Origin of the sequence: Rhodococcus sp. 4CII (assembly GCF_014256275.1) — a bacterium.
GTDB classification, from domain to species: Bacteria; Actinomycetota; Actinomycetes; order Mycobacteriales; family Mycobacteriaceae; genus Rhodococcus_F; species Rhodococcus_F wratislaviensis_A.
The window spans coordinates 491,079-509,596 of sequence record NZ_JACCFE010000002.1; the positions used below are offsets into that span (position 1 = coordinate 491,079).

Genomic DNA, 18,518 nt, shown 5'->3' on the forward strand with positions numbered 1-18,518 from the left:
CACGCTACTGGTACCCGGCGGAGGGTGCGAGCAGACCCCGCTACGACTGGCGTCGACGCGCTGCGGGGCGGACGGCGCCGGTGCGGGGCAATCACCGGTAGAATCATCCGAGACGAAGGGGTGTGAGTGTGAAGGATCTGGTCGACACCACGGAGATGTATCTCCGGACGATCTACGACTTGGAAGAAGAGGGCGTCGTCCCCCTTCGAGCACGTATTGCCGAACGACTCGAGCAGAGCGGTCCGACGGTCAGCCAGACCGTCGCCCGGATGGAGCGCGACGGTCTCCTCCTGGTCGCCGGTGACCGCCACCTGGAACTGACGGAGAAGGGCCGCGAACTCGCGGTGTCGGTGATGCGGAAGCACCGCCTCGCCGAGCGGCTCCTGGTCGATGTCATCGGCCTCAAATGGGAAGAGGTTCACGCGGAGGCGTGCCGCTGGGAGCACGTCATGAGCGAAGAGGTGGAACGGCGCCTGGTGGAGGTGCTCAACAATCCGACGACGTCGCCGTACGGCAACCCGATTCCGGGGCTCGCGCAACTCGGGCTCGATCGCCCGGTCGACGCCCCCGAGACGCTGATCCGTCTCACCGACGTACCGCCCGGCAAACCGACCGCGGTCGTGGTCCGGCGCCTCGCCGAGCACGTGCAGTCGGATCCGGACGTCATCGGCCAGCTGCGGGAGGCGGGCGTGGTGCCCGACGCGCGCGTCACCGTCGAGACCAAGCCGGGTTCCGTCACGATCACGGTGCCCGGCCACAGCGGTTTCGATCTGTCGGAGGAGATGGCACACGCCGTCCAGGTGAAGCAGGTTCAGGGATAGTCGATGAAACTTCTGGTCACGGGCGGCGCCGGCTACGTCGGCAGCGTCTGCAGCACAGTCCTGCTCGAACGAGGACACGAGGTCGTCGTCATCGACGACCTGTCCACCGGTAACGCAGACGCGGTGCCGCTCGGCGCCGAGTTCGTCGAGGGCGACGTCGCGGAGGTGGTGTCGGACGTACTCGGCACGAGCGGCACTCCCCGCTTCGACGGCGTCCTGCACTTCGCGGCGCAGTCGCTGGTCGGCGAGTCCGTCGAGTATCCCGAGAAGTACTGGCGCGGAAACGTCGTCACCACGCTGGAACTTCTGGAGGCCATGCGGAATTCGGGGACGCAGAAGCTGGTGTTCTCGTCGACGGCCGCCACTTACGGCGAGCCCGAGCACTCGCCGATCACGGAGGCCGACCCCACTCGGCCCACCAACCCGTACGGAGCGACGAAACTCGCGATCGACCATGCCATCACGTCGTACTCGGTGGCTCATTCGCTCGCGGCGACCAGCCTGCGGTACTTCAACGTCGCGGGCGCGTACAAGTCGGCCGGCGAGAACCGGGTCGTCGAAACTCATTTGATTCCTCTCGTGCTCCAGGTCGCGCTCGGCCAGCGGGAGAAGATCTCCATCTTCGGCACCGACTGGCCCACGCCGGACGGAACCGCGATCCGCGACTACATTCACGTGCTCGACCTCGCCGAGGCGCACGTGCTGGCACTGGAGTCGTCGATCGAGGGCAGGCACCGAATCTATAACCTCGGTAGCGGTGCGGGTTTCAGTGTGCGCGAGGTCATCTCGGCATGCGCCCGGGTCACCGGGCTGCCCATCGCGGTCGAGGACGCGCCACGCCGGGCGGGCGATCCCGCCGTGCTGGTGGCATCGAGCGACCGTGCCATCGCGGAACTCGGGTGGCGTCCGGAACACACCGACCTCGACGAGATCGTCGCCGACGCCTGGACATATTTGCAGAATCTGGGCGACCGGTCGCACGCGGCACGTCGCTGACGCCGGCTCATCCGGCGAGGGGCGGGGGCAGCACGACACCGACCGCGCTCGCGCGTTCGTAGCCGACGTCGGCCAGTCCCCGCACCTCCGCCGGCCGCATTCCGCTGTGTAGTGCACCGTCCAGCAGGGTGGCCAGTACGTGCCCGGGCTCCGAGTCGAGGGCGGCGTCCAACGCGATGCCGGCGAACGGCCCGTCGCCCCGCAGGTAGGCGCTGTAGCCGAGCAGCGCCGCCGGGTTCGCGCGTTCCGGGTCGGGGAGGTTGCGGGCCAGGAGAATCCACAATTGCTCGGCATCCTCGGCGTACGGGCCGACGGCGAGCGCGAGCACACTGTCCCGAACGGTGACATTGTCCAGCGCGAGCGCGAGTTCCGCGTATTCCGGCGCGAGGAGTCTCTCACCGGACGACACCCGCGCCACGTGGGTCAGTACCAGTTCGAGCTCGAGCCGGCTGCAGCGATCCGGCATGGACGATCGCTCTGCCAGTTTCCTTCGCAGCAGCGATGACGGGCGGCCACGTTCGATCAGAGCGGCGATCTGCATCCGTTCGAGCACCGGCCCGACCTCGATCGTGGCCTCCATCTCCTCGCGCGAGGCGCGGATGGGCCTGCCCTCGAGGACCCGCGCGAGCGCGACGCGGGACGACGCCGGGTCGGACTGGACGCCGTAATTACCGCCGAAGAGGCTGAACCATGCACCGCCCGAAGCGATCTCCGCCGTGAGGAAGACGTCGAGAAGGTCGGTCGACGTGAAGTCGAGGAGCTCCTCGAATTCTTCGACGATCGCGGATAATTCGGCGAGACAGAGCGCGGACGGTCCGGTGAAACGGTCGTCGACGAGAACCAGGATCACCCCGCCGGCGCGGTCACGCTCACAGACGGTGGCGAACTGGCCGAGCGCCGCGCACATCATCGGGGTCGGCTTTCCTGCACCTCCGAGGACCAGGTCGTGTCTCATGACGGCGCCGACCGACGCGTTGCGCTTCCCGGTCAGGCACACCGCCACGATCGACCGGGCCGGCCGGAATCCGAGCAGCGCGGGAACCGAGGCGAGGAGGTCGCCCGGTGCGGACAGCGTGACGGTGTGCTGCTGCGGGGGCGGTTCCCCGCCGGGGTCGTCGGAGAAGCCGGAACCGTGGGGAAATGCGGGTGTCGTCATACGCCAGACTCTGTCGTGTCGACGTCGCGGGCTCGGCGGGCGAACTGGGGAAACACAGAGGCCTGTGGATGGGCGACGGGTTGTGGACAACCCGGCCGCCGCGCCGGGCGGACCCGCCGTTCGCCGGAAAAGTCGTCGGAGCCGTGTGCTAGGCCTCCGCTCAGCTGTTCTGCACCTTCTGCACCGCCGCGGTGAACACCTCGTCGAGCGCAACGGTGTCGGCTTTCGCGTCGCCGAACGACATGAACGTCGCCGACACCCGCACGTCGCCGACCTGGGCGATCAACGTGATCATCGACTGGGTGACCTTCTCGCTGTCGTTACCCGACTTGACGGTCCGCCGGAGCGCAAGGGTGTCGTCGGCCCGGACGGGAGGCGCGGGCGTGACCTCGGTGGTGACGGTGGACTCGGCGCCGTTGTCGGTCACCGTGACCTCGCCGCATCGCTCGGTCTGCGCGGCCAGTTCGTCCAGGGGTGTGTCGGTCTTGGTGAGTTCGATCGAGATCGTGGAACGGCTCGCATTGTCCGTGCCCACGGCCATGACCGTGCCGGTCGGTCCGTAGTCCTGCGCCGGCGGCGCGCAGTCCGCGGGATCGACGACCGCACCCTGCGATACGCCTGTCAGGTCGGGGGCGGCCATCGCCACCGCCTGGGCGGGGAGCACGATCGCCTCGTACCGGGCCGGGAAGTCGGCGGGGTCGACCAGGAGCTTCGACAGCCCCTTGCCGGACGGCGAACCGACGGCGATGGCCGGACTCGGCTGCGCAACCCCGGAGACCGTCGAGGAGCACCCGGACAGGAGCGCTGCGGCGGCGGATAGCGTGACCACGGGGACGGCGATGGCCCTGAGTACCGCTGTGCGCCGAGACCTCACCGTCGACCTCCCGTATCGGATCTGCGGCAGCCCCGCCCGGGGTGCCCCTTTTCCGCCACTCTGCCACGCCGATGCACCGGCAGCGGGGAGGCTGCGGCTCAACTGCCGCGCGCGATCCACTCCTCCAGATGCGGGGCCTCGGCTCCGATGCTGGTGCCGTCGCCGTGTCCGGTGCGGACCGTGGTCGACGCCGGCAGCGCGAACAGACGGTCGCGGATGGACCCGATGATCGTCGGGAAGTCCGAGTAGGACCGCCCGGTGGCGCCGGGGCCTCCCGAGAACAGGGTGTCGCCGCTGAACAACTCCCCCGCCTCCGGCAGGTACAGGCAGCACGAACCGGGCGAGTGACCGGGAGTGTGCAGCACCCGGATGTCGGTCCCGGCCACCGGGATCTGCTGCTCGTCCTCGATCGGTGTGTACGCGACGGCGGTATGCGTCTGCCTCCACAGCACGTCGTCGGCCGGGTGGAGATAGAGGGGAGCATCAAGCGCTGCCGACAATTCGGGCGCCACCGTGACGTGGTCGTTGTGCCCGTGTGTGCAGACGATGGCCCGCACCTTCCGGCGGCCGACCGCCGCGACGATCGGTTCGGCGGAATGTGCGGCGTCGACGACCACCACTTCGGAGTCGTCGCCGACTATCCACACGTTGTTCTCGACGTCCCACGTGCCGCCGTCGAGGCTGAAGGTGCCGGAGGTGACCACTCGGTCGATGTGCACGCTCACGACGCGACCGCCGATCGCCGGACCCGGCCGGCACATGCCTCTGCTCGATTCGACATCGTGCACCTCCAGAAACGTCGTCCTGCTCGGACCGTGCCGTTCCTCACAGTGCCACAATTGGCGCGCGGGATCTCGCTGTGGGCGAACACCGAACGGCCCGTGGCGGGAATTATCGGTCGAGCGCGGCGTGTTCCCCCAGAGCGGGCCCTCCGAGAGCAAAGTCCGACGTATCGATGCCGGAGACGATAGGGGACACTGGAGGCCAGGCACGAAGGAGAAGAGGTCTGTAATGGACGAACAGTCGAAGATGTACGAGCTGGAGTTCCCGGCGCCGCAATTGTCCTCCGCGGACGGGCAGGGACCTGTGCTGATCCATGGACTCGAGGGCTTCTCCGACGCCGGCCACGCCGTCAAGCTCGCCACCACGCATCTCCGCGAGAGCCTGGAGAGCGAACTGGTCGCCTCTTTCGCGGTCGACGAGCTCGTCGACTACCGCTCACGTCGGCCCACGATGACGTTCAAGTCCGATCATTTTTCGGACTACGACCAGCCCGAGCTGAACCTGTATTCCCTGAAGGACACGGCGGGAACCCCGTTCCTCCTGCTGGCAGGCATGGAACCCGATCTTCGCTGGGAGCGGTTCACCACGGCGGTGCGGCTGCTGGCCGAGCAGCTCGGTGTGCGCCGGACCGTGGGCATCAACGCCATTCCGATGGCCATTCCACACACTCGCCCGCTCGGAGTAACGGCTCATTCGACCAACAAGGACCTGATCAAGGACCATCAGCGCTGGTCGGGCGAGCTGCAGGTGCCGGGCAGCGCTTCCTCGCTGATCGAGTTGCGGATGGCGCAGCACGGTCACGAGTCGGTGGGATTCTCCGTACACGTTCCGCATTACCTGGCTCAGACGGACTACCCCGGGGCCGCCGAAACCCTCCTCGAGAACGTGAGTGACGTCACCGCCCTCGACCTGCCGCTGACCGCGCTCGGCGAGGCCGCCGCGCGCGTCCGGGAACAGGTCGACGAGCACATCGCGGGTAACGAGGAGGTACAAACCGTCGTCCACGCCCTGGAACGCCAGTACGATGCGTACGTGACGGCTCAGGAGCAGCAGTCCACGCTTCTGGCCAGCGAAGAAGATCTTCCGAGCGGTGACGAACTCGGTGCGGAGTTCGAGCGTTTCCTCGCCGAACAGGCGATGCAGGACGGCAACGGCGGCGACTCCGACGAGGAGGGGGAATCACCGGGCGGGGCATGACGGCGAGTGGTTGTGCGGTCGCCACGCGGACACTGTGCGGCCGCACGGTCCGGTTGTTCATCCGGCACCCGGTGCAATAGCGTCGAGATGAAGCGGATGATTGAGCTGTCAACATTCGGGCACTGCACGTAGTTCAGGAGGCGACATGAGCGACCATCGCATTCGCAAGCTCAGGCCTGTTCCGAACGCCGAAACCCGCATGATGTTCCGCACCATCCACGGTTACCGTCGTGCGTTCCGCATGGCGGGCGAGGGTCCTGCGCTGCTGCTGATCCACGGCATCGGCGACAACTCGTCCACGTGGACCGAGATCATCCCGCACCTCGCCAAGAACTACACCGTCATCGCGCCCGACCTGCTCGGTCACGGGCGTTCCGACAAGCCGCGGGCCGATTACTCCGTCGCGGCATACGCCAACGGCATGCGCGACCTCCTGTCCACCCTGGGCATCGACAAGGTCACCGTCGTCGGTCACTCGCTCGGCGGCGGGGTCGCCATGCAGTTCGCCTATCAGTTCCCGCAGATGGTCGACCGGCTCGTCCTGGTGTCGGCGGGCGGGGTCACGAAGGACGTGCACCCGCTTCTGCGGCTCGCGTCGGTCCCGGTAGTCAACGAGGCGCTGAAATTGCTGCGCATCCCGGGTGCGATGCCCACCGTCCGGCTGGTCGGCAATGTGCTGAGTCAGCTGAACGGAACTCGGCTGCGTCCCGGGGCGCTCCTGCACGACACACCCGACCTGGTACGGGTACTCGCCGAGTTGTACGACCCCACCGCGTACGAGGCCTACCTGCGCACTCTGCGGGCCGTCGTCGACTGGCGTGGCCAGGTCGTCACCATGCTCGACCGATGTTATCTGACCGAGAACCTTCCGGTGCAGCTCATCTGGGGCGATCAGGACGCCGTCATCCCAGTGAGCCACGCCCACCTGGCGCACGCCGCCATGCCCGGCTCACACCTCGAGATCTTCCGTGGCGCAGGCCATTTCCCGTTCCGCGACGACCCGATGCGGTTCCTGCGCACCATCGAGAAATTCCTGTCGGGAACGCATCCCTTGCAATTCGACGAAGCGAAGTGGCGGCAGATGCTGGTCACCGGCGTCGGCGAGAGCACCATCACCGGCAGTGCGTCGACTCGCATGGCGGTCCTGGACGCGATGGGATCGGACGAGCGCAGCGCGACATAGGCCCGGCGGTGGCGTTCCGGCGTCCGACTAGCCTGTAGTAGTGCTTCTCTCCGACCTGATCCCCGGGAACGCGGATTCCGATTCCGTTTTCGACGCCTTCACCTCCTGGACCGAAGATCGAGGTCTGACGCTCTATCCCGCCCAGGAAGAGTCGGTCATGGAGTTGGTGTCCGGGGCCAATGTGATCCTCGCGACGCCCACCGGATCCGGTAAGTCCATGGTGGCGGTCGGCGCCCACTTCTACGCGATGGCCACCGGCAAGCGCACGTTCTACACGGCCCCGATCAAGGCCCTCGTCAGCGAAAAGTTCTTCGCCCTGTGCGAGGTGTTCGGCGCGGAGAACGTCGGCATGATGACCGGCGACGCCGCCGTCAACTCGCGGGCACCCATCATCTGTGCAACCGCAGAGATCGTCGCGAACCTCGCACTGCGGGAGGGCCCGGACTCCGACATCGGCCAGGTGGTGATGGACGAGTTCCACTTCTACTCCGAGCCCGACCGCGGGTGGGCCTGGCAGGTCCCCCTCGTCGAACTCCCCCACGCCCAGTTCCTGCTGATGTCGGCCACGCTCGGCGAGGTCGACTTCTTCTCGTCCGACCTCACCCGGCGGACCGGACGCCCCACGACCGTCGTGGCCGGCACCGAGCGTCCCGTACCCCTCCTGTTCTCGTACGCCACGACCCCCGTGAGCGAGACCATCGAGGAACTGGTGACCACCAACCAGGCCCCGGTCTACGTCGTCCACTTCACCCAGGCCGCCGCCCTGGAACGCGCACAGGCTCTGACCAGCGTCAACTTCTGTTCGCGCGAGGAGAAGGACGCGATTGCCGAGGCGCTGGGCGGATTCCGCTTCACCACCGGATTCGGCAAGACCCTCTCACGCCTCGTCCGGCACGGCATCGGCGTCCACCACGCGGGGATGCTGCCGAAGTATCGCCGTCTCATCGAGAAGCTGGCGCAGGACGGCCTGTTGAAGGTCATCTGCGGCACCGACACTCTCGGTGTAGGGATCAACGTCCCCATCCGCACCGTCCTCCTCACCGGACTGACCAAGTTCGACGGCACCCGCACACGGCACCTCCGCGCCCGGGAGTTCCATCAGATCGCGGGCCGGGCCGGACGCGCGGGCTACGACACCCTGGGCACGGTCGTGGTACAGGCCCCCGAACACGAGGTCGAGAATCTGCGCGCGCTGGCGAAGGCCGGCGACGACCCCAAGAAGCGCCGGAAGGTGCAACGCAAGAAGGCACCGGACGGCTTCGTCTCGTGGAGCGAGGCCACGTACGATCGCCTCGTCGCCGCGTCGCCCGAACCACTCACGTCGCGGTTCTCCGTGTCGAATTCCATGCTGCTCAACGTGATCGCCCGACCGGGTAACTGCTTCGAGTCGATGCGGCACCTTCTCGAGGACAACCACGAGTCGCGGCCGGCGCAGCGCAAGCACATCCTCAAAGCACTGTCGTTGTACCGCGGTCTGATCGACGCCGGCGTGGTGCAACGGCTCGACGAGCCCGACGCCGACGGCCGCATGGCCCGGCTCACGATGGAACTCCAGCGCGACTTCGCGCTGAATCAACCACTGTCCCCATTCGCCCTCGCCGCCCTCGAACTCCTCGACGCCGAATCCGACTCGTACGCGCTCGACGTGGTCTCGGTGATCGAGTCGACCCTCGACGACCCGCGGCAGGTCCTCATGGCACAGCAGCACTTCGCCCGCGGTGAGGCGGTCGCGCAGATGAAGGCCGACGGGATCGAGTACGAGGAGCGGATGGAACTTCTCGAGGAGGTCACCTGGCCCAAGCCCCTCGCCGAATTGCTGTTTCCCGCGTTCGAGATGTACCGCGGTGGTCATCCGTGGATTTCGGAGTTCGCGCTGTCACCCAAGTCGGTCGTGCGGGACATGGTCGAGCGTGCCATGACGTTCGCCGAGATGGTCAGCCATTACGGCCTGGCCCGTTCCGAAGGACTCGTGCTGCGCTATCTCGCGGATGCGTATCGCGCACTACGCCAGACCGTTCCGACCGAGGCCCGGACGGAGGAGCTCGACGACCTCATCGAGTGGCTCGGCGAGCTGATCCGCCAGGTGGATTCGAGTCTGCTCGACGAGTGGGAGCAACTCACCGACCCCGGCGCCGAGGGGGACGAGCAGCAGGTCGCGTTCGGGGCCGATGTGCCGCGCCCGATCTCGGCGAACACGAGAGCATTCCGGGTGATGGTGCGCAACGCCATGTTCCGGCGTATCGAACTCGCGTCCCGGCGGCGGTGGGCCGAGCTCGAGGGACTCGACGACGGCATCGATGCGGACGAGTGGGAGGACCAACTCCAGCCGTACTTCGACGAGTACGACTCGCTCGGCACCGGCCCGTCGGCGCGCGGCCCCCAGCTGTTTCAGGTGGAGACCACGCCCGAGCTGTGGCGGGTCCGGCAAGTCCTGGAGGACCCGCAGGGCGATCACGGGTGGGCGCTGACGGCGGTCGTCGACCTTCCCGAATCCGACGCGGCCGGCGAAGTGATCTTCGACGAACTCAGCATCGTCGAGGGGTAGTGGTCAGGAACGCGGCCTGCGCGGCTGATCGCGCCGCGCCGCGTTCTTCTCCTTGATGCGGACGGCCTCCTTGCGGACCTCGGCCTGGGTGGCACGCTCCTGCTGCAGCCACTCGGGGCGATCCGCCATCAGCGCGTCGATCTGCTCGGTCGTGAGCGCCTCGGTGACCCCGCCTCGGGCGAGGCCCGCGATCGACACGCCCAGTTTCGCCGCGACCACCGGCCGCGGGTGTGGACCGTTGCTGCGCAGCGCGAGCAGCCACTCGGGCGGGTCGCTCTGCAAGGCGCTCAGTTCGTCGCGGGACACGACACCCTCCTGGAACTCCGCGGGGGTGGCCTCGAGGTACACACCCAGCTTCTTCGCCGCGGTGGCGGGCTTCATAGTCTGGGAGCTCTTGTGCGACGTCATGGTGTCAAGAGTAACGAGCGTCTGCGGTGCCGTTGACCGAGGCCGGTAGCCTGGCGGGGTGACAGACGCGGACGCATCCCCTTCCTTCCGGCTCGCGTACGTCCCGGGGGTGACCCCTACCAAGTGGGTGCGGATCTGGAACGAACGGCTGCCCGACGTGCCTCTCGCCCTCGTGGCGGTGTCCGCCGCCGAGGCGCCCGATCGATTGCGCGGCGGCGGAGCGGACGCCGGCCTGGTGCGGTTGCCGATCGACCGGACCGGGCTCAGCGCCATCCCCCTGTACACCGAGATCCCGGTGGTGGTGGCACCGAAGGACCACGTCGTGGCGGCAGTGGATGAGGTGTCGATCGCGGATCTGGACGACGAGATCGTGCTTCGTCCCCTCGACGACCCCCTCGAGTGGGACACGGTGCCGGGGCGGCCCGCCCAGGACCGGCCGGAAACGACGAGCGACGCGATCGAACTGGTCGCGGCGGGGATCGGGCTGCTCGTGGTGCCGCAGTCGCTCGCCCGGCTCCACCACCGCAAAGACCTGATCTACCGGACCGTCACGGACGGCCCGGAATCGCGGATCGCGCTGTCGTGGCCCGAGGACGAGACCACCGACTTGGTGGAGGAGTTCATCGGCATCGTCCGCGGCCGGACCGTCAACAGCTCCCGGGGGCGCACTCCGACGCCTGCTGAGCCGAAGAAGAAGCGTCCCGCGGCGGCGGCCCCGCGACAGAAGCCCGCCGCGGGGGCCAAGACGTCGCGGTCCGGTTCCGGGACCAAGGGCGGCAAGCGGGGCAAGCCCCGGCGGCGGTCCTAGCCCCCCGGCAGTCAGGCCGGCGCCATCTTCGTGAGCAGACCGGCGAGTTGCCCGTAATTGTCCGCGCGGGCGCTGGACGAGCGGAACACGAGGCCGATCGTGCGACCGGGAGCCGGCGCCGCGAAGCGGGCGGTCGCGAGCGGCCCCCGGCCCGTCTCCACCTGGACGGCGGATTCCGGCACGAGGGTCACCCCGAGTCCGCCGGCGACGCACTGCACCACCGTGGACAGCGACGTGGCGCGGGTGTCGCCCGCCACCGGGTGCGCGTCGACCGAGCGGCACAGATCGAGGGTCTGGTCGCGCAGGCAGTGCCCCTCGTCGAGCAGCAGGAGCGGGAGCTCGTCCAGCATCCGCGGCGTGATGTCGGTGCGCCCCGCGAGCGGATGCCCCTCCGGCACGACCATCACGAAATCCTCTGTATACAAGGGAATGTCGACGAGACCGCTGACACCGCTCGGCAACGCCAGCACCGCGACGTCCAGCGCGCCCACCCGCAACGCCTCCAGCAGTCGCGCCGTCTGATCCTCGATGACCTGCGGCTCGAGGGCGGGCATCTCCTCGCGCAGCGCCGGCAGCAGGGCCGGCAGGACGTACGGGGCGACGGTGGGAATCAACCCGATCCGCAGCGGTCCGGCCAGCCGGTCGCCGACGCCCGCGGCCGTCGCGACGAAACCGTCGGCGGCCTCGAGGATGACCTTGGCCTGACCGAGGAGTCGCTCCCCCGCCGCGGTGACGAGGACGCGGCGAGTGCTGCGCTCGATGAGCTGCACGCCGAGCCCGTTCTCCAGGGCGGCCAGCGACTGCGACAGGGTGGGTTGACTCACACTCAATCGTGCTGCGGCCGTGCCGAAATGGCGGTACTCCGCCACAGCCACGAACGCACGCAGCTGTGACAGGGTGGGTTGATAACTCTGATCGGCCATGCCTATCAGTCTAAACGTCATCCATCACCCGTCCCTTTCGACGGGTTTCGTCCGGAAGGAATGACACCGGACAGGGCCGGCCCTCGCCGGCGTGCGCGTCCGGCACACGTGGTTCACCGACGCGCCGGAGCGATAGGGTGCGTCAATGCCCATCCACGTAGATGTAGTCCGGGTGTTCACCGACGACAAAGGACGCCACGGCAATCCACTCGGCATCGTCGACGCGTCGACCGTCCCGTCCGAGGACCGACAGTCCGTCGCCGCCGCGCTCGGGTACAGCGAGACGATCTTCGTCGACATCCCCGGGCCCGGCGACGAGCACGCGTCCGCCCGGATCTTCACCCCCACGACCGAACTCCCCTTCGCCGGACATCCCACCGTCGGGCTGTCCTGGTGGCTGCACGAGCGCGGCGCTTCGGTGACCACCCTCGACGTCCCCGCGGGCCCCGTCGCCACCCGGCGTTCCGGTGCGATCACGTGGGTGCGTGCCCGGCCCGAGTGGGCGCCCGAGTTCTCGCTGTACCCGATGGACAATGTGCGGGAGGTCCAGTCGGCGGACCCGAAGAGGTTCGGCGCAGGACACCACTACCTGTGGGCCTGGACGGACAAGGTCGAGCATTCGATCCGGTCTCGAATGTTCGCCCCGGACATGGGTATCACCGAGGACGAGGCCACCGGGGCCGCGGCCGTCCGCATCACCGCGCACCTGCGGCACGCCCTCCTGATCACCCAGGGCAAGGGCTCCGAACTGCGCACCACCTACGATTCGGCCGGCTGGGTCGAGGTCGGCGGACGGGTTCACCCCGAGAAGTCACGCACCCTCTGACGCCGGTCCTCCGCCTCGCCCCGCGGTGAGGTCGGCGGCGCTCAGCGTCACCTCGATCTCCCGGCCCAGCGTCACGCCGGGCGCGAGGGGAAGCCTGTCGCCGCTCCAGAATTTTCCGGGGTCGTACCAGTTGGTGCGCCGGCGGCCGACGATCAGGCCCATCTCCTCATACGTCTGCGCGACCACCTCGGCGCAGTAGGCACTTTCGAGGCTCCCCGACCGCGCCTGCCGACGCCCCTTCCTGGGCAGGCGCCCGCCGAACCATCGCGAGGCGAGTCTCGCCGTCGACGGGAACGGCGTTCCGTCGAGCCGCGCGATGGTCCGCAGCAAGGCGTCCTCCTGCTGCGCGGTCGCGGGTTCGGCGAGCTGACGCAGCCAGCCCCGCTGCCCGTACCGCGCACCCCACACCTGGACGGCGGAACGCAGGTCGTGGAGTTGCACACCCCGCTGGAAGCGCCCTGTCCACATGTCCTGCAACGAATGCCCGAGTTCGGCGTGCCACATCAGCGGCGGGAGGTCCTCGAGGACCACCGACATGCCGACGTGGTTGACCGGGCTGTTCGTCAGCGTCTGGATCGCCCTGTCGGCCGGGGATTCTCCGCGGAAGATCCAGATGTCGCCGGTGCGGGTTACCTCGACCGCGGTGTCGAGGTCGATGGTGGAACCGTGTCGTCGTGCGTCCGTGTGCCGTGGCGCGTCCATGGGTCCCTAGCCTAGAAGGATGCGACCTCACGGCAGGCAATGGTGGAAACTTCTCGGACTCGCCGGAATGGTGGGTGTGGCCGCGACGGGGGTCGTCGCGGTCCGCGCGGACCGGCAACGCAAGGCGTACACGCCCGACGAGGTGCGGACGCGTCTTCACGAGCGCTACACCCGCGCGTACGCGGCGCACGACGGGCAGACGGAGATCGATCTGAGCGAGCCGACGTGGCGAGACCGGGTCGCCGGTGCCCTGCGCCGTGTCCGCGGGCGGGGCACCGGCAGCGATCAGCCCAGAGCCCGGCGGATGCCGTCGGCGAGCTGACCGACCTGCTCGTCCGTCATCACGAACGACGGCGAGATCTGCAGGGCACCCTGACCGGCGGCGCGGCCCGAGATTCCGTGTTCACGCAATGTGCTCACGAACGGGAGAGCCTCTGCCGGATCCGCCAGCTGCACCGCCGCGACGGCACCGAGACCACTGCGCACCTCCTCGACCCGCGGGTGGTCGGCGAGAGGCGCGAGGTGCTCGTGCAGTGATGCCTCGAGCCGCTTCGACTCGGCCAGCAGGTTTTCCCTCTCGATGATGTCGAGGTTGGCGAGGGCGGCCGCCGCGGCACCGGCATGACCGCCGTAGGTGTAGCCGTGCCGCCACCAGACTCCGCCGGCGAAGAACGGTTCGGCCACGCGCGGCGCGATGAACACCGCACCCATCGGGACGTAACCGGACGTGAGCCCCTTCGCCGTCGTCATCATGTCGGGCTGCAGGTCGAATCGCGTCGACGCGAACCACTCGCCGCCGATACGGCCGAATCCGGTGACCACCTCGTCGACCACGAACAGGATGTCGTGTTCGCGGCAGATGTCGCGGACCTCCGCGAGGTATCCCTCCGGCGGCAGGTACACGCCGCCGGCGCCGATGATGGGCTCGCAGAAGAACGCGGCGATCTTGTCGGCGCCGATCTTCTCGATCAGTTCGAGCAGGCTCTTGGCGTCGTTCCAGGCGACTGTCGCGGCGTCGGCCATCAGCTCGCCGTAGCCCTCGCGGTTGACGGGAATACCGGCCAGCGCGGTTCCCGCGACGTGCATTCCGTGATACGCCTTCTGGCGGCCGACCACGATCGTCTTGGCCGGTTTGCCCATCTCGTGCCAGTAGCGACGCGCCAGCTTGGCTGCCGTGTCCACCGAATCCGAGCCGCCCGAGGTGAAGAAGATCTTGCTGCCGGGCACCGGCGCGATGGTGGCGAGGCGGTCGGCGAGGGTCGCGGTGGTCTCGGGAACGAAGTCACCGAAGTTCGAGAAGTGGGCCATCGTCCGCAACTGTTCGGCGACGGCGTCCGCGATCTCCGCACGCCCGTGCCCGACGTTGGTGAACCACAGACCCGCTGTCGCATCGAGGTAGCGGTTTCCACGGTTGTCCCAGATGTACGCGCCTTCGCCGCGGGACACCACGAAGGCGCCCTTCTGTTCCACCGCGCCCATATCCGCGAATCCGTGCCACAGTGCCGACGCCATGTTCATCCCTTCGTGAAACCCCGCCCGAGGCGACTATGCCACGGCGCCCCGGCCCGGATCCGGCCGCGTCACTTGTCCGCGAGTGCGGTGGGGTGCGCTTCCGTGTCGACACCCGGTATCCCGCGGCCGCGGATGGACGCGCCCGCCGTCTCGGCCACGAAGTACAGCGCGACGAGACCGATTCCGCAGGCGGCCATCATGTAGAACGCGGGCATGAGCGTGTTTCCGGTCCAGTCGATGAGCAGCTCGTTGACCGCGGGGGCCGTGCCGCCGAACAGCGAGGTGGACACGTTGTACGCGATGGCGAAACCCGCGAACCGCACGTGGGTCGGGAACATCGCCGGGAAGGTCGCCGAGATCGTGGACAGCTGCAGGACGTACAGCAACCCGAGGACGGCGAACGCCAGGATCGCCCATCCGAAACCCTGACGCATCAGCAGGTACATCGGGACGGCGAGCACGATCAGCCCCACGAGTGAGCCGTACCACAACGGTTTGCGGCCCACCCTGTCCGACAACCCGCCCGCGAACGGAATGACGGCCATCATCACGAGTTGCCCCACGATGAACAACGTCAGCGATGCGGTGGACGACAGGCCGATCTGTGTTTCCAGGTAGGTCGGCATGTAACTCAGCAGGGTGTAGTTCGTGACGTTCAACGCGATGACGAGACCGCCGAGCAGCAGCAGCGGCTTCCAGTACTCGGTCACCAGGTCCTTGAACTCGTGGGTCGTCCCCGACTCCACCGCGCCCTCCGCGTCGAGTTCGCGGAAGACGGGTGTCTCCTCGAGCTTGGTCCGCAGGTACAGACCGATCAGACCCATCGGCCCGGCGATGAGGAACGGGATCCGCCAGCCCCACGTGGACATGAACGGGTCGGAGGAGAACAGTTCCACCACCAGCACGACGATTGCACCCAGCGCGTAACCGCCGAGGGTGCCGAATTCGAGGAAACTCCCGCAGAAACCGCGCTTGCGGTCGGGTGAGTACTCGGCCATGAACGTTGCCGCTCCGCCGTATTCGCCGCCGGTCGAAAAGCCCTGGATCATGCGCAGCAGCACCAGCAGAAGCGGTGCCCACACACCGATGACGTCGTAACCCGGCACCAGGCCGACGCAGAACGTCGCACCCGCCATCATGACGATCGTCAGCGCGAGAACCTGACGGCGGCCGAGCCGGTCACCCAGCGGACCCCACACGAGACCGCCGAGCGGACGCACCACGAACGACACCGCGAACACCAGCAGGGCGTACAGCGTGGCCGAACCGGTATCGCCCGGAAAGAACGTGGCCGAGATATAGGTGACGGTGAACGCGTAGACACCGTAGTCGAACCACTCGGTGGCGTTGCCCATCGCCGACGCTGCGATCGCACGACGGAGAACACCTGGTGGGAGCGTTTCCTGCTCGGCTGACACATTCGCAGATGCCATAGATCCCGCCTCCTGGGGCCCGTGTTCGCGTGCCCTCATTGTGTCCCGAGTGACACGTGTTGTCGCCGCTTTGCGGTTTACGAAGACTCGCGAGTGCCTGCCCGGGACGGTGTTCACTCACCGCTACGCGGGTAACCGCAACCCATGACCAGCCGAATCGCCATTGCCGTCGACTGCCGAGAATCGGGATCACTGGCTCAATTCTGGTGCGCGGCCCTCGGCTATCCGTCGACCCGCCGGTGGACGGACGCATACGGCCGCGAGTACGCCGAAGCGAGCGCACCGGGGTCGACGTCACTGCTGTTGCAGGTCGTCGACGACCGGAAGCCCGGGAAGAACCGCCCGCACCTCGACATCGCACCGTCGTCCGGATCCCGCGACGACGAGGTGCGGCGCTGTTCTCCCTCGGCGCGCACCGGCTGAGCGACGACCCGAACGTACCCTGGGTGGTCCTCGCCGACCCGGAGGGCGACGAATTCTGGGTGCTACCGGGACGTGGGACCGACAGCGGGACGACGGCGTAAGCCCCGCCACCAGGCGGCGGGCCCGCCATGAGCGAGCCAGTGCCGTACGTGGTCGACGTAGTCGGTGATGACCCGGACCCACTCGTTCCAGGCAGTCTGGGTGGGAAGCGTTTCGACGGATCGGGTCAGGAGACGATCGATCGCATCCGACACGACGTCCGCGCGTTCCAGCTGCACCATGTGCCCCGCACCGGGCACCTTCACCAGTTCCGTGTCCGGCAACACGCCGGCGATGGCCTTCGAATAGCGGAACGGGGTCAGTACGTCCCGATCACCGCAGACGACGAGCGTCTCGATCGGTGCCAGCAACGGCACGGCCGCCGTCTCGTCGTGGTTCTTGAACGACGGCAGGAAGTCGACGAGCGTCTTCAGTGAGGTGTCGTTGATCATCTGCTCGGAGTGCCACATGATGGCCGGGCTGATGCTGCGGTCGCCGAAGGACGCAGACCTCAGGATCGGTGCCAGCACCCTTTTGCTCGCGCCGCGACCGCTCTGCACCACGCGGGGCAGGTGCCGGGCCGCGGTGCTGAATCCCGCGACGACCGGCGTGTTGAGGGTCCGGGCAAGTCCCACATCTCCCAGCTTCTCCGCCGCGGTGGCGATCAGACCCACCCCGACGACGCGCGAACCGATCAGATCGGGGTGCTGCCCGACGTACGAGAGGACGGCCATCCCGCCCATCGAGTGGCCGACCAGCACGATCGGCCCCTCGGGCACGAGCGCCCGGATCACGGCGTCCACATCCTGCGCGAGATGCGGGATCGTGCACGTGTCGCGGCGCGGCACCCCGGAATTGCCGTGCCCCCGCAGGTCGAAGAACACCATGCGAATCGTGGAGCCCCACGTCTCCTCGAGCCGGACCCGCTGGAAGTGCCACCCCGTCATCCGATTGCAGAAGCCGTGCACGAACACCACCGTCAGCGGGGCGAACCCGGGACCGACCTCGCGCACCGCCAGCGGTACTCCGTCGTCGGCGGCAACCACACTCCCGCGGTCGCGGCTGAGCAGGTCGAACGTCTCGCCTGCGAACTCGTCGAACATAATCTCCCAGCCGTTGCCGAAGTCACGGATGATGTCGCGGACGCCTGTCCAGCTGAGGATAGCGCGGCCCGCGAATCGTCCGCGCGCAACTTCGCCGCTACCGGACCTCGCCGTACCGGCGACGCGCACCGAGACGTCCCACCGCATTCACGGCGAGCGCCATTCAACGCCATGGCGAGCAACAACACGACCGCGGTGACAGCCAACTGGAGGTAGCCCTGTTCCCGCGGATCGAGGAACGGGTACGGATACCAGTCGACGATCGGACCGCGGATCAGCGAATAGACGCCGTAGACGACGGGAAACACCAGCCAGCTCAGGCACCGGGCGTCGGTGATCCGCACCCGAGACCGCGCGATCACCCAATCGGCCAGCAGGACGAGCGGGAGCAACCGGTGCAGTGCGGTGTTGATCCAGGCGTCCTGCAGCATCACGTCGACCTGTGCCGGCAACACCGCATACACGATTCCGGTGATGACCATGTACAGCGTCGTCGCACCACGGAACAGCTGCCAGCCCCGCGACTGCGGATCCCGGACGGCACCGATCAGGAGGACGACAACGGCGAGGATGTTGCTCTCGATGGTGAAGTAGCTGAGGTAGTCGGCCGGCGAGAAGTCGGGGCTGCCGGCGTTGCGGACGGGAATCCACAGCAACGCGATCAGCCCGTAGACGGCGAAGACCGCCCGCAGAACCCGAACGATCCTCTGACCTCGCAGATCCGTGACGACGGCAGCGTCCATGCGCCGATATTCGCACAGGGGCGGGCGCGACACGGGCCGATCC

At 67.9% G+C, this 18,518-nt stretch carries 18 protein-coding genes and 1 pseudogene; 9 read left to right on the forward strand and 10 right to left on the reverse strand.

The window, feature by feature from the left end:
• Positions 1 to 128: 128 nt before the first annotated feature.
• Both H0B43_RS03120 and galE read left to right on the forward strand, forming a co-directional pair.
• Positions 129 to 821 (forward strand): metal-dependent transcriptional regulator, encoded by a 693-nt coding sequence (locus tag H0B43_RS03120; protein ID WP_073360025.1) that lies wholly within the window; start codon positions 129 to 131, stop codon positions 819 to 821.
• A gap of 3 nt (positions 822 to 824) precedes the next feature.
• The gene (galE, locus tag H0B43_RS03125; RefSeq protein WP_185729336.1) at positions 825 to 1,817 is read left to right on the forward strand and encodes a UDP-glucose 4-epimerase GalE; all 993 of its coding nucleotides are present in this window, start codon (positions 825 to 827) and stop codon (positions 1,815 to 1,817) included.
• A 7-nt stretch (positions 1,818 to 1,824) separates the two neighbouring features.
• Here the strand turns inward: galE and H0B43_RS03130 are convergent, their stop codons facing one another.
• From H0B43_RS03130 to H0B43_RS03140, 3 genes are all read right to left on the reverse strand, one after another.
• Positions 1,825 to 2,973 carry a DUF4192 domain-containing protein gene (locus tag H0B43_RS03130; protein ID WP_185729335.1) on the reverse strand — a complete coding sequence of 383 codons (1,149 nt, stop codon included), beginning with the start codon at positions 2,971 to 2,973 and terminating at the stop codon, positions 1,825 to 1,827.
• Positions 2,974 to 3,133: 160 nt separating this feature from the next.
• Positions 3,134 to 3,847: a sensor domain-containing protein gene (locus H0B43_RS03135; protein ID WP_397517493.1), complete on the reverse strand. Its 714-nt coding sequence runs from the start codon at positions 3,845 to 3,847 to the stop codon at positions 3,134 to 3,136.
• Between the two features lie 98 nt (positions 3,848 to 3,945).
• Entirely contained in the window at positions 3,946 to 4,572 is a 627-nt protein-coding gene (locus tag H0B43_RS03140; RefSeq protein WP_185729334.1) for an MBL fold metallo-hydrolase, read from the reverse strand.
• Between the two features lie 286 nt (positions 4,573 to 4,858).
• Between H0B43_RS03140 and H0B43_RS03145 the strand changes: the two genes are divergently transcribed.
• From H0B43_RS03145 to H0B43_RS03155, 3 genes are all read left to right on the forward strand, one after another.
• Complete coding sequence (locus H0B43_RS03145; RefSeq protein ID WP_185729333.1) at positions 4,859 to 5,827, forward strand: proteasome assembly chaperone family protein; 969 nt, start codon at positions 4,859 to 4,861, stop codon at positions 5,825 to 5,827.
• Between the two features lie 145 nt (positions 5,828 to 5,972).
• Positions 5,973 to 7,010 (forward strand): alpha/beta fold hydrolase, encoded by a 1,038-nt coding sequence (locus H0B43_RS03150; protein WP_185729332.1) that lies wholly within the window; start codon positions 5,973 to 5,975, stop codon positions 7,008 to 7,010.
• A 40-nt stretch (positions 7,011 to 7,050) separates the two neighbouring features.
• Positions 7,051 to 9,555 (forward strand): RNA helicase, encoded by a 2,505-nt coding sequence (locus H0B43_RS03155; protein ID WP_185729331.1) that lies wholly within the window; start codon positions 7,051 to 7,053, stop codon positions 9,553 to 9,555.
• Positions 9,556 to 9,558: 3 nt separating this feature from the next.
• Here H0B43_RS03155 and H0B43_RS03160 read toward each other — a convergent pair whose 3' ends face one another.
• Entirely contained in the window at positions 9,559 to 9,963 is a 405-nt protein-coding gene (locus H0B43_RS03160) for a DUF5997 family protein (RefSeq protein WP_185729330.1), read from the reverse strand.
• 58 nt (positions 9,964 to 10,021) lie between these two features.
• On the opposite strand from H0B43_RS03160, the gene H0B43_RS03165 reads away from it, so the two are divergent.
• On the forward strand, positions 10,022 to 10,771 hold the full coding sequence (locus tag H0B43_RS03165; protein WP_185729329.1) for a LysR family substrate-binding domain-containing protein: 750 nt from the start codon (positions 10,022 to 10,024) through the stop codon (positions 10,769 to 10,771).
• An 11-nt stretch (positions 10,772 to 10,782) separates the two neighbouring features.
• Here the strand turns inward: H0B43_RS03165 and H0B43_RS03170 are convergent, their stop codons facing one another.
• Positions 10,783 to 11,694 (reverse strand): hydrogen peroxide-inducible genes activator, encoded by a 912-nt coding sequence (locus H0B43_RS03170; protein ID WP_185729328.1) that lies wholly within the window; start codon positions 11,692 to 11,694, stop codon positions 10,783 to 10,785.
• Between the two features lie 145 nt (positions 11,695 to 11,839).
• Here H0B43_RS03170 and H0B43_RS03175 point away from each other — a divergent pair, with 145 nt between their 5' ends.
• Positions 11,840 to 12,520: a PhzF family phenazine biosynthesis protein gene (locus tag H0B43_RS03175; RefSeq protein ID WP_185729327.1), complete on the forward strand. Its 681-nt coding sequence runs from the start codon at positions 11,840 to 11,842 to the stop codon at positions 12,518 to 12,520.
• On the opposite strand, the gene H0B43_RS03180 is transcribed toward H0B43_RS03175, so the two are convergent.
• The gene (locus H0B43_RS03180) at positions 12,506 to 13,222 is read right to left on the reverse strand and encodes a hypothetical protein (RefSeq protein WP_185729326.1); all 717 of its coding nucleotides are present in this window, start codon (positions 13,220 to 13,222) and stop codon (positions 12,506 to 12,508) included. The genes H0B43_RS03175 and H0B43_RS03180 overlap by 15 nt on opposite strands.
• A 67-nt stretch (positions 13,223 to 13,289) precedes the next feature.
• Between H0B43_RS03180 and H0B43_RS03185 the strand changes: the two genes are divergently transcribed.
• On the forward strand, positions 13,290 to 13,544 hold the full coding sequence (locus H0B43_RS03185) for a hypothetical protein (protein WP_185730128.1): 255 nt from the start codon (positions 13,290 to 13,292) through the stop codon (positions 13,542 to 13,544).
• Here H0B43_RS03185 and H0B43_RS03190 read toward each other — a convergent pair.
• Positions 13,508 to 14,740 carry an aspartate aminotransferase family protein gene (locus H0B43_RS03190; RefSeq protein ID WP_185729325.1) on the reverse strand — a complete coding sequence of 411 codons (1,233 nt, stop codon included), beginning with the start codon at positions 14,738 to 14,740 and terminating at the stop codon, positions 13,508 to 13,510. The genes H0B43_RS03185 and H0B43_RS03190 overlap by 37 nt on opposite strands.
• Before the next feature lie 62 nt (positions 14,741 to 14,802).
• A complete protein-coding gene (locus H0B43_RS03195) occupies positions 14,803 to 16,167 on the reverse strand; it encodes an MFS transporter (RefSeq protein ID WP_185729324.1) in 1,365 nt (454 codons plus the stop codon).
• A 144-nt stretch (positions 16,168 to 16,311) separates the two neighbouring features.
• On the opposite strand from H0B43_RS03195, the gene H0B43_RS03200 reads away from it, so the two are divergent.
• Positions 16,312 to 16,590, forward strand: coding sequence for a VOC family protein (locus H0B43_RS03200; protein WP_252189868.1), 279 nt, complete (start codon positions 16,312 to 16,314; stop codon positions 16,588 to 16,590).
• A gap of 62 nt (positions 16,591 to 16,652) precedes the next feature.
• Here the strand turns inward: H0B43_RS03200 and H0B43_RS03205 are convergent, their stop codons facing one another.
• Complete coding sequence (locus tag H0B43_RS03205) at positions 16,653 to 17,732, reverse strand: alpha/beta fold hydrolase (protein ID WP_185729323.1); 1,080 nt, start codon at positions 17,730 to 17,732, stop codon at positions 16,653 to 16,655.
• Between the two features lie 97 nt (positions 17,733 to 17,829).
• Positions 17,830 to 18,475, reverse strand: a pseudogene (locus tag H0B43_RS03210) (Pr6Pr family membrane protein).
• Between the last annotated feature and the right edge of the window lie 43 nt (positions 18,476 to 18,518).

Excerpts from the sequence above, each read along its gene's own strand:
- H0B43_RS03160 (WP_185729330.1), bottom strand. The coding sequence starts at position 9,963 with ATGACGTCGCACAAGAGCTCCCAGACTATGAAGCCCGCCACCGCGGCG.
- H0B43_RS03205 (WP_185729323.1), bottom strand. The coding sequence starts at position 17,732 with ATGTTCGACGAGTTCGCAGGCGAGACGTTCGACCTGCTCAGCCGCGAC.
- H0B43_RS03145 (WP_185729333.1), top strand. The coding sequence starts at position 4,859 with ATGGACGAACAGTCGAAGATGTACGAGCTGGAGTTCCCGGCGCCGCAA.
- galE (WP_185729336.1), top strand. The coding sequence starts at position 825 with ATGAAACTTCTGGTCACGGGCGGCGCCGGCTACGTCGGCAGCGTCTGC.
- H0B43_RS03130 (WP_185729335.1), bottom strand. The coding sequence starts at position 2,973 with ATGACGACACCCGCATTTCCCCACGGTTCCGGCTTCTCCGACGACCCC.
- H0B43_RS03170 (WP_185729328.1), bottom strand. The coding sequence starts at position 11,694 with ATGGCCGATCAGAGTTATCAACCCACCCTGTCACAGCTGCGTGCGTTC.
- H0B43_RS03180 (WP_185729326.1), bottom strand. The coding sequence starts at position 13,222 with ATGGACGCGCCACGGCACACGGACGCACGACGACACGGTTCCACCATC.
- H0B43_RS03190 (WP_185729325.1), bottom strand. The coding sequence starts at position 14,740 with ATGAACATGGCGTCGGCACTGTGGCACGGATTCGCGGATATGGGCGCG.
- H0B43_RS03195 (WP_185729324.1), bottom strand. The coding sequence starts at position 16,167 with ATGGCATCTGCGAATGTGTCAGCCGAGCAGGAAACGCTCCCACCAGGT.
- H0B43_RS03185 (WP_185730128.1), top strand. The coding sequence starts at position 13,290 with ATGGTGGGTGTGGCCGCGACGGGGGTCGTCGCGGTCCGCGCGGACCGG.
- H0B43_RS03150 (WP_185729332.1), top strand. The coding sequence starts at position 5,973 with ATGAGCGACCATCGCATTCGCAAGCTCAGGCCTGTTCCGAACGCCGAA.
- H0B43_RS03175 (WP_185729327.1), top strand. The coding sequence starts at position 11,840 with ATGCCCATCCACGTAGATGTAGTCCGGGTGTTCACCGACGACAAAGGA.
- H0B43_RS03200 (WP_252189868.1), top strand. The coding sequence starts at position 16,312 with ATGACCAGCCGAATCGCCATTGCCGTCGACTGCCGAGAATCGGGATCA.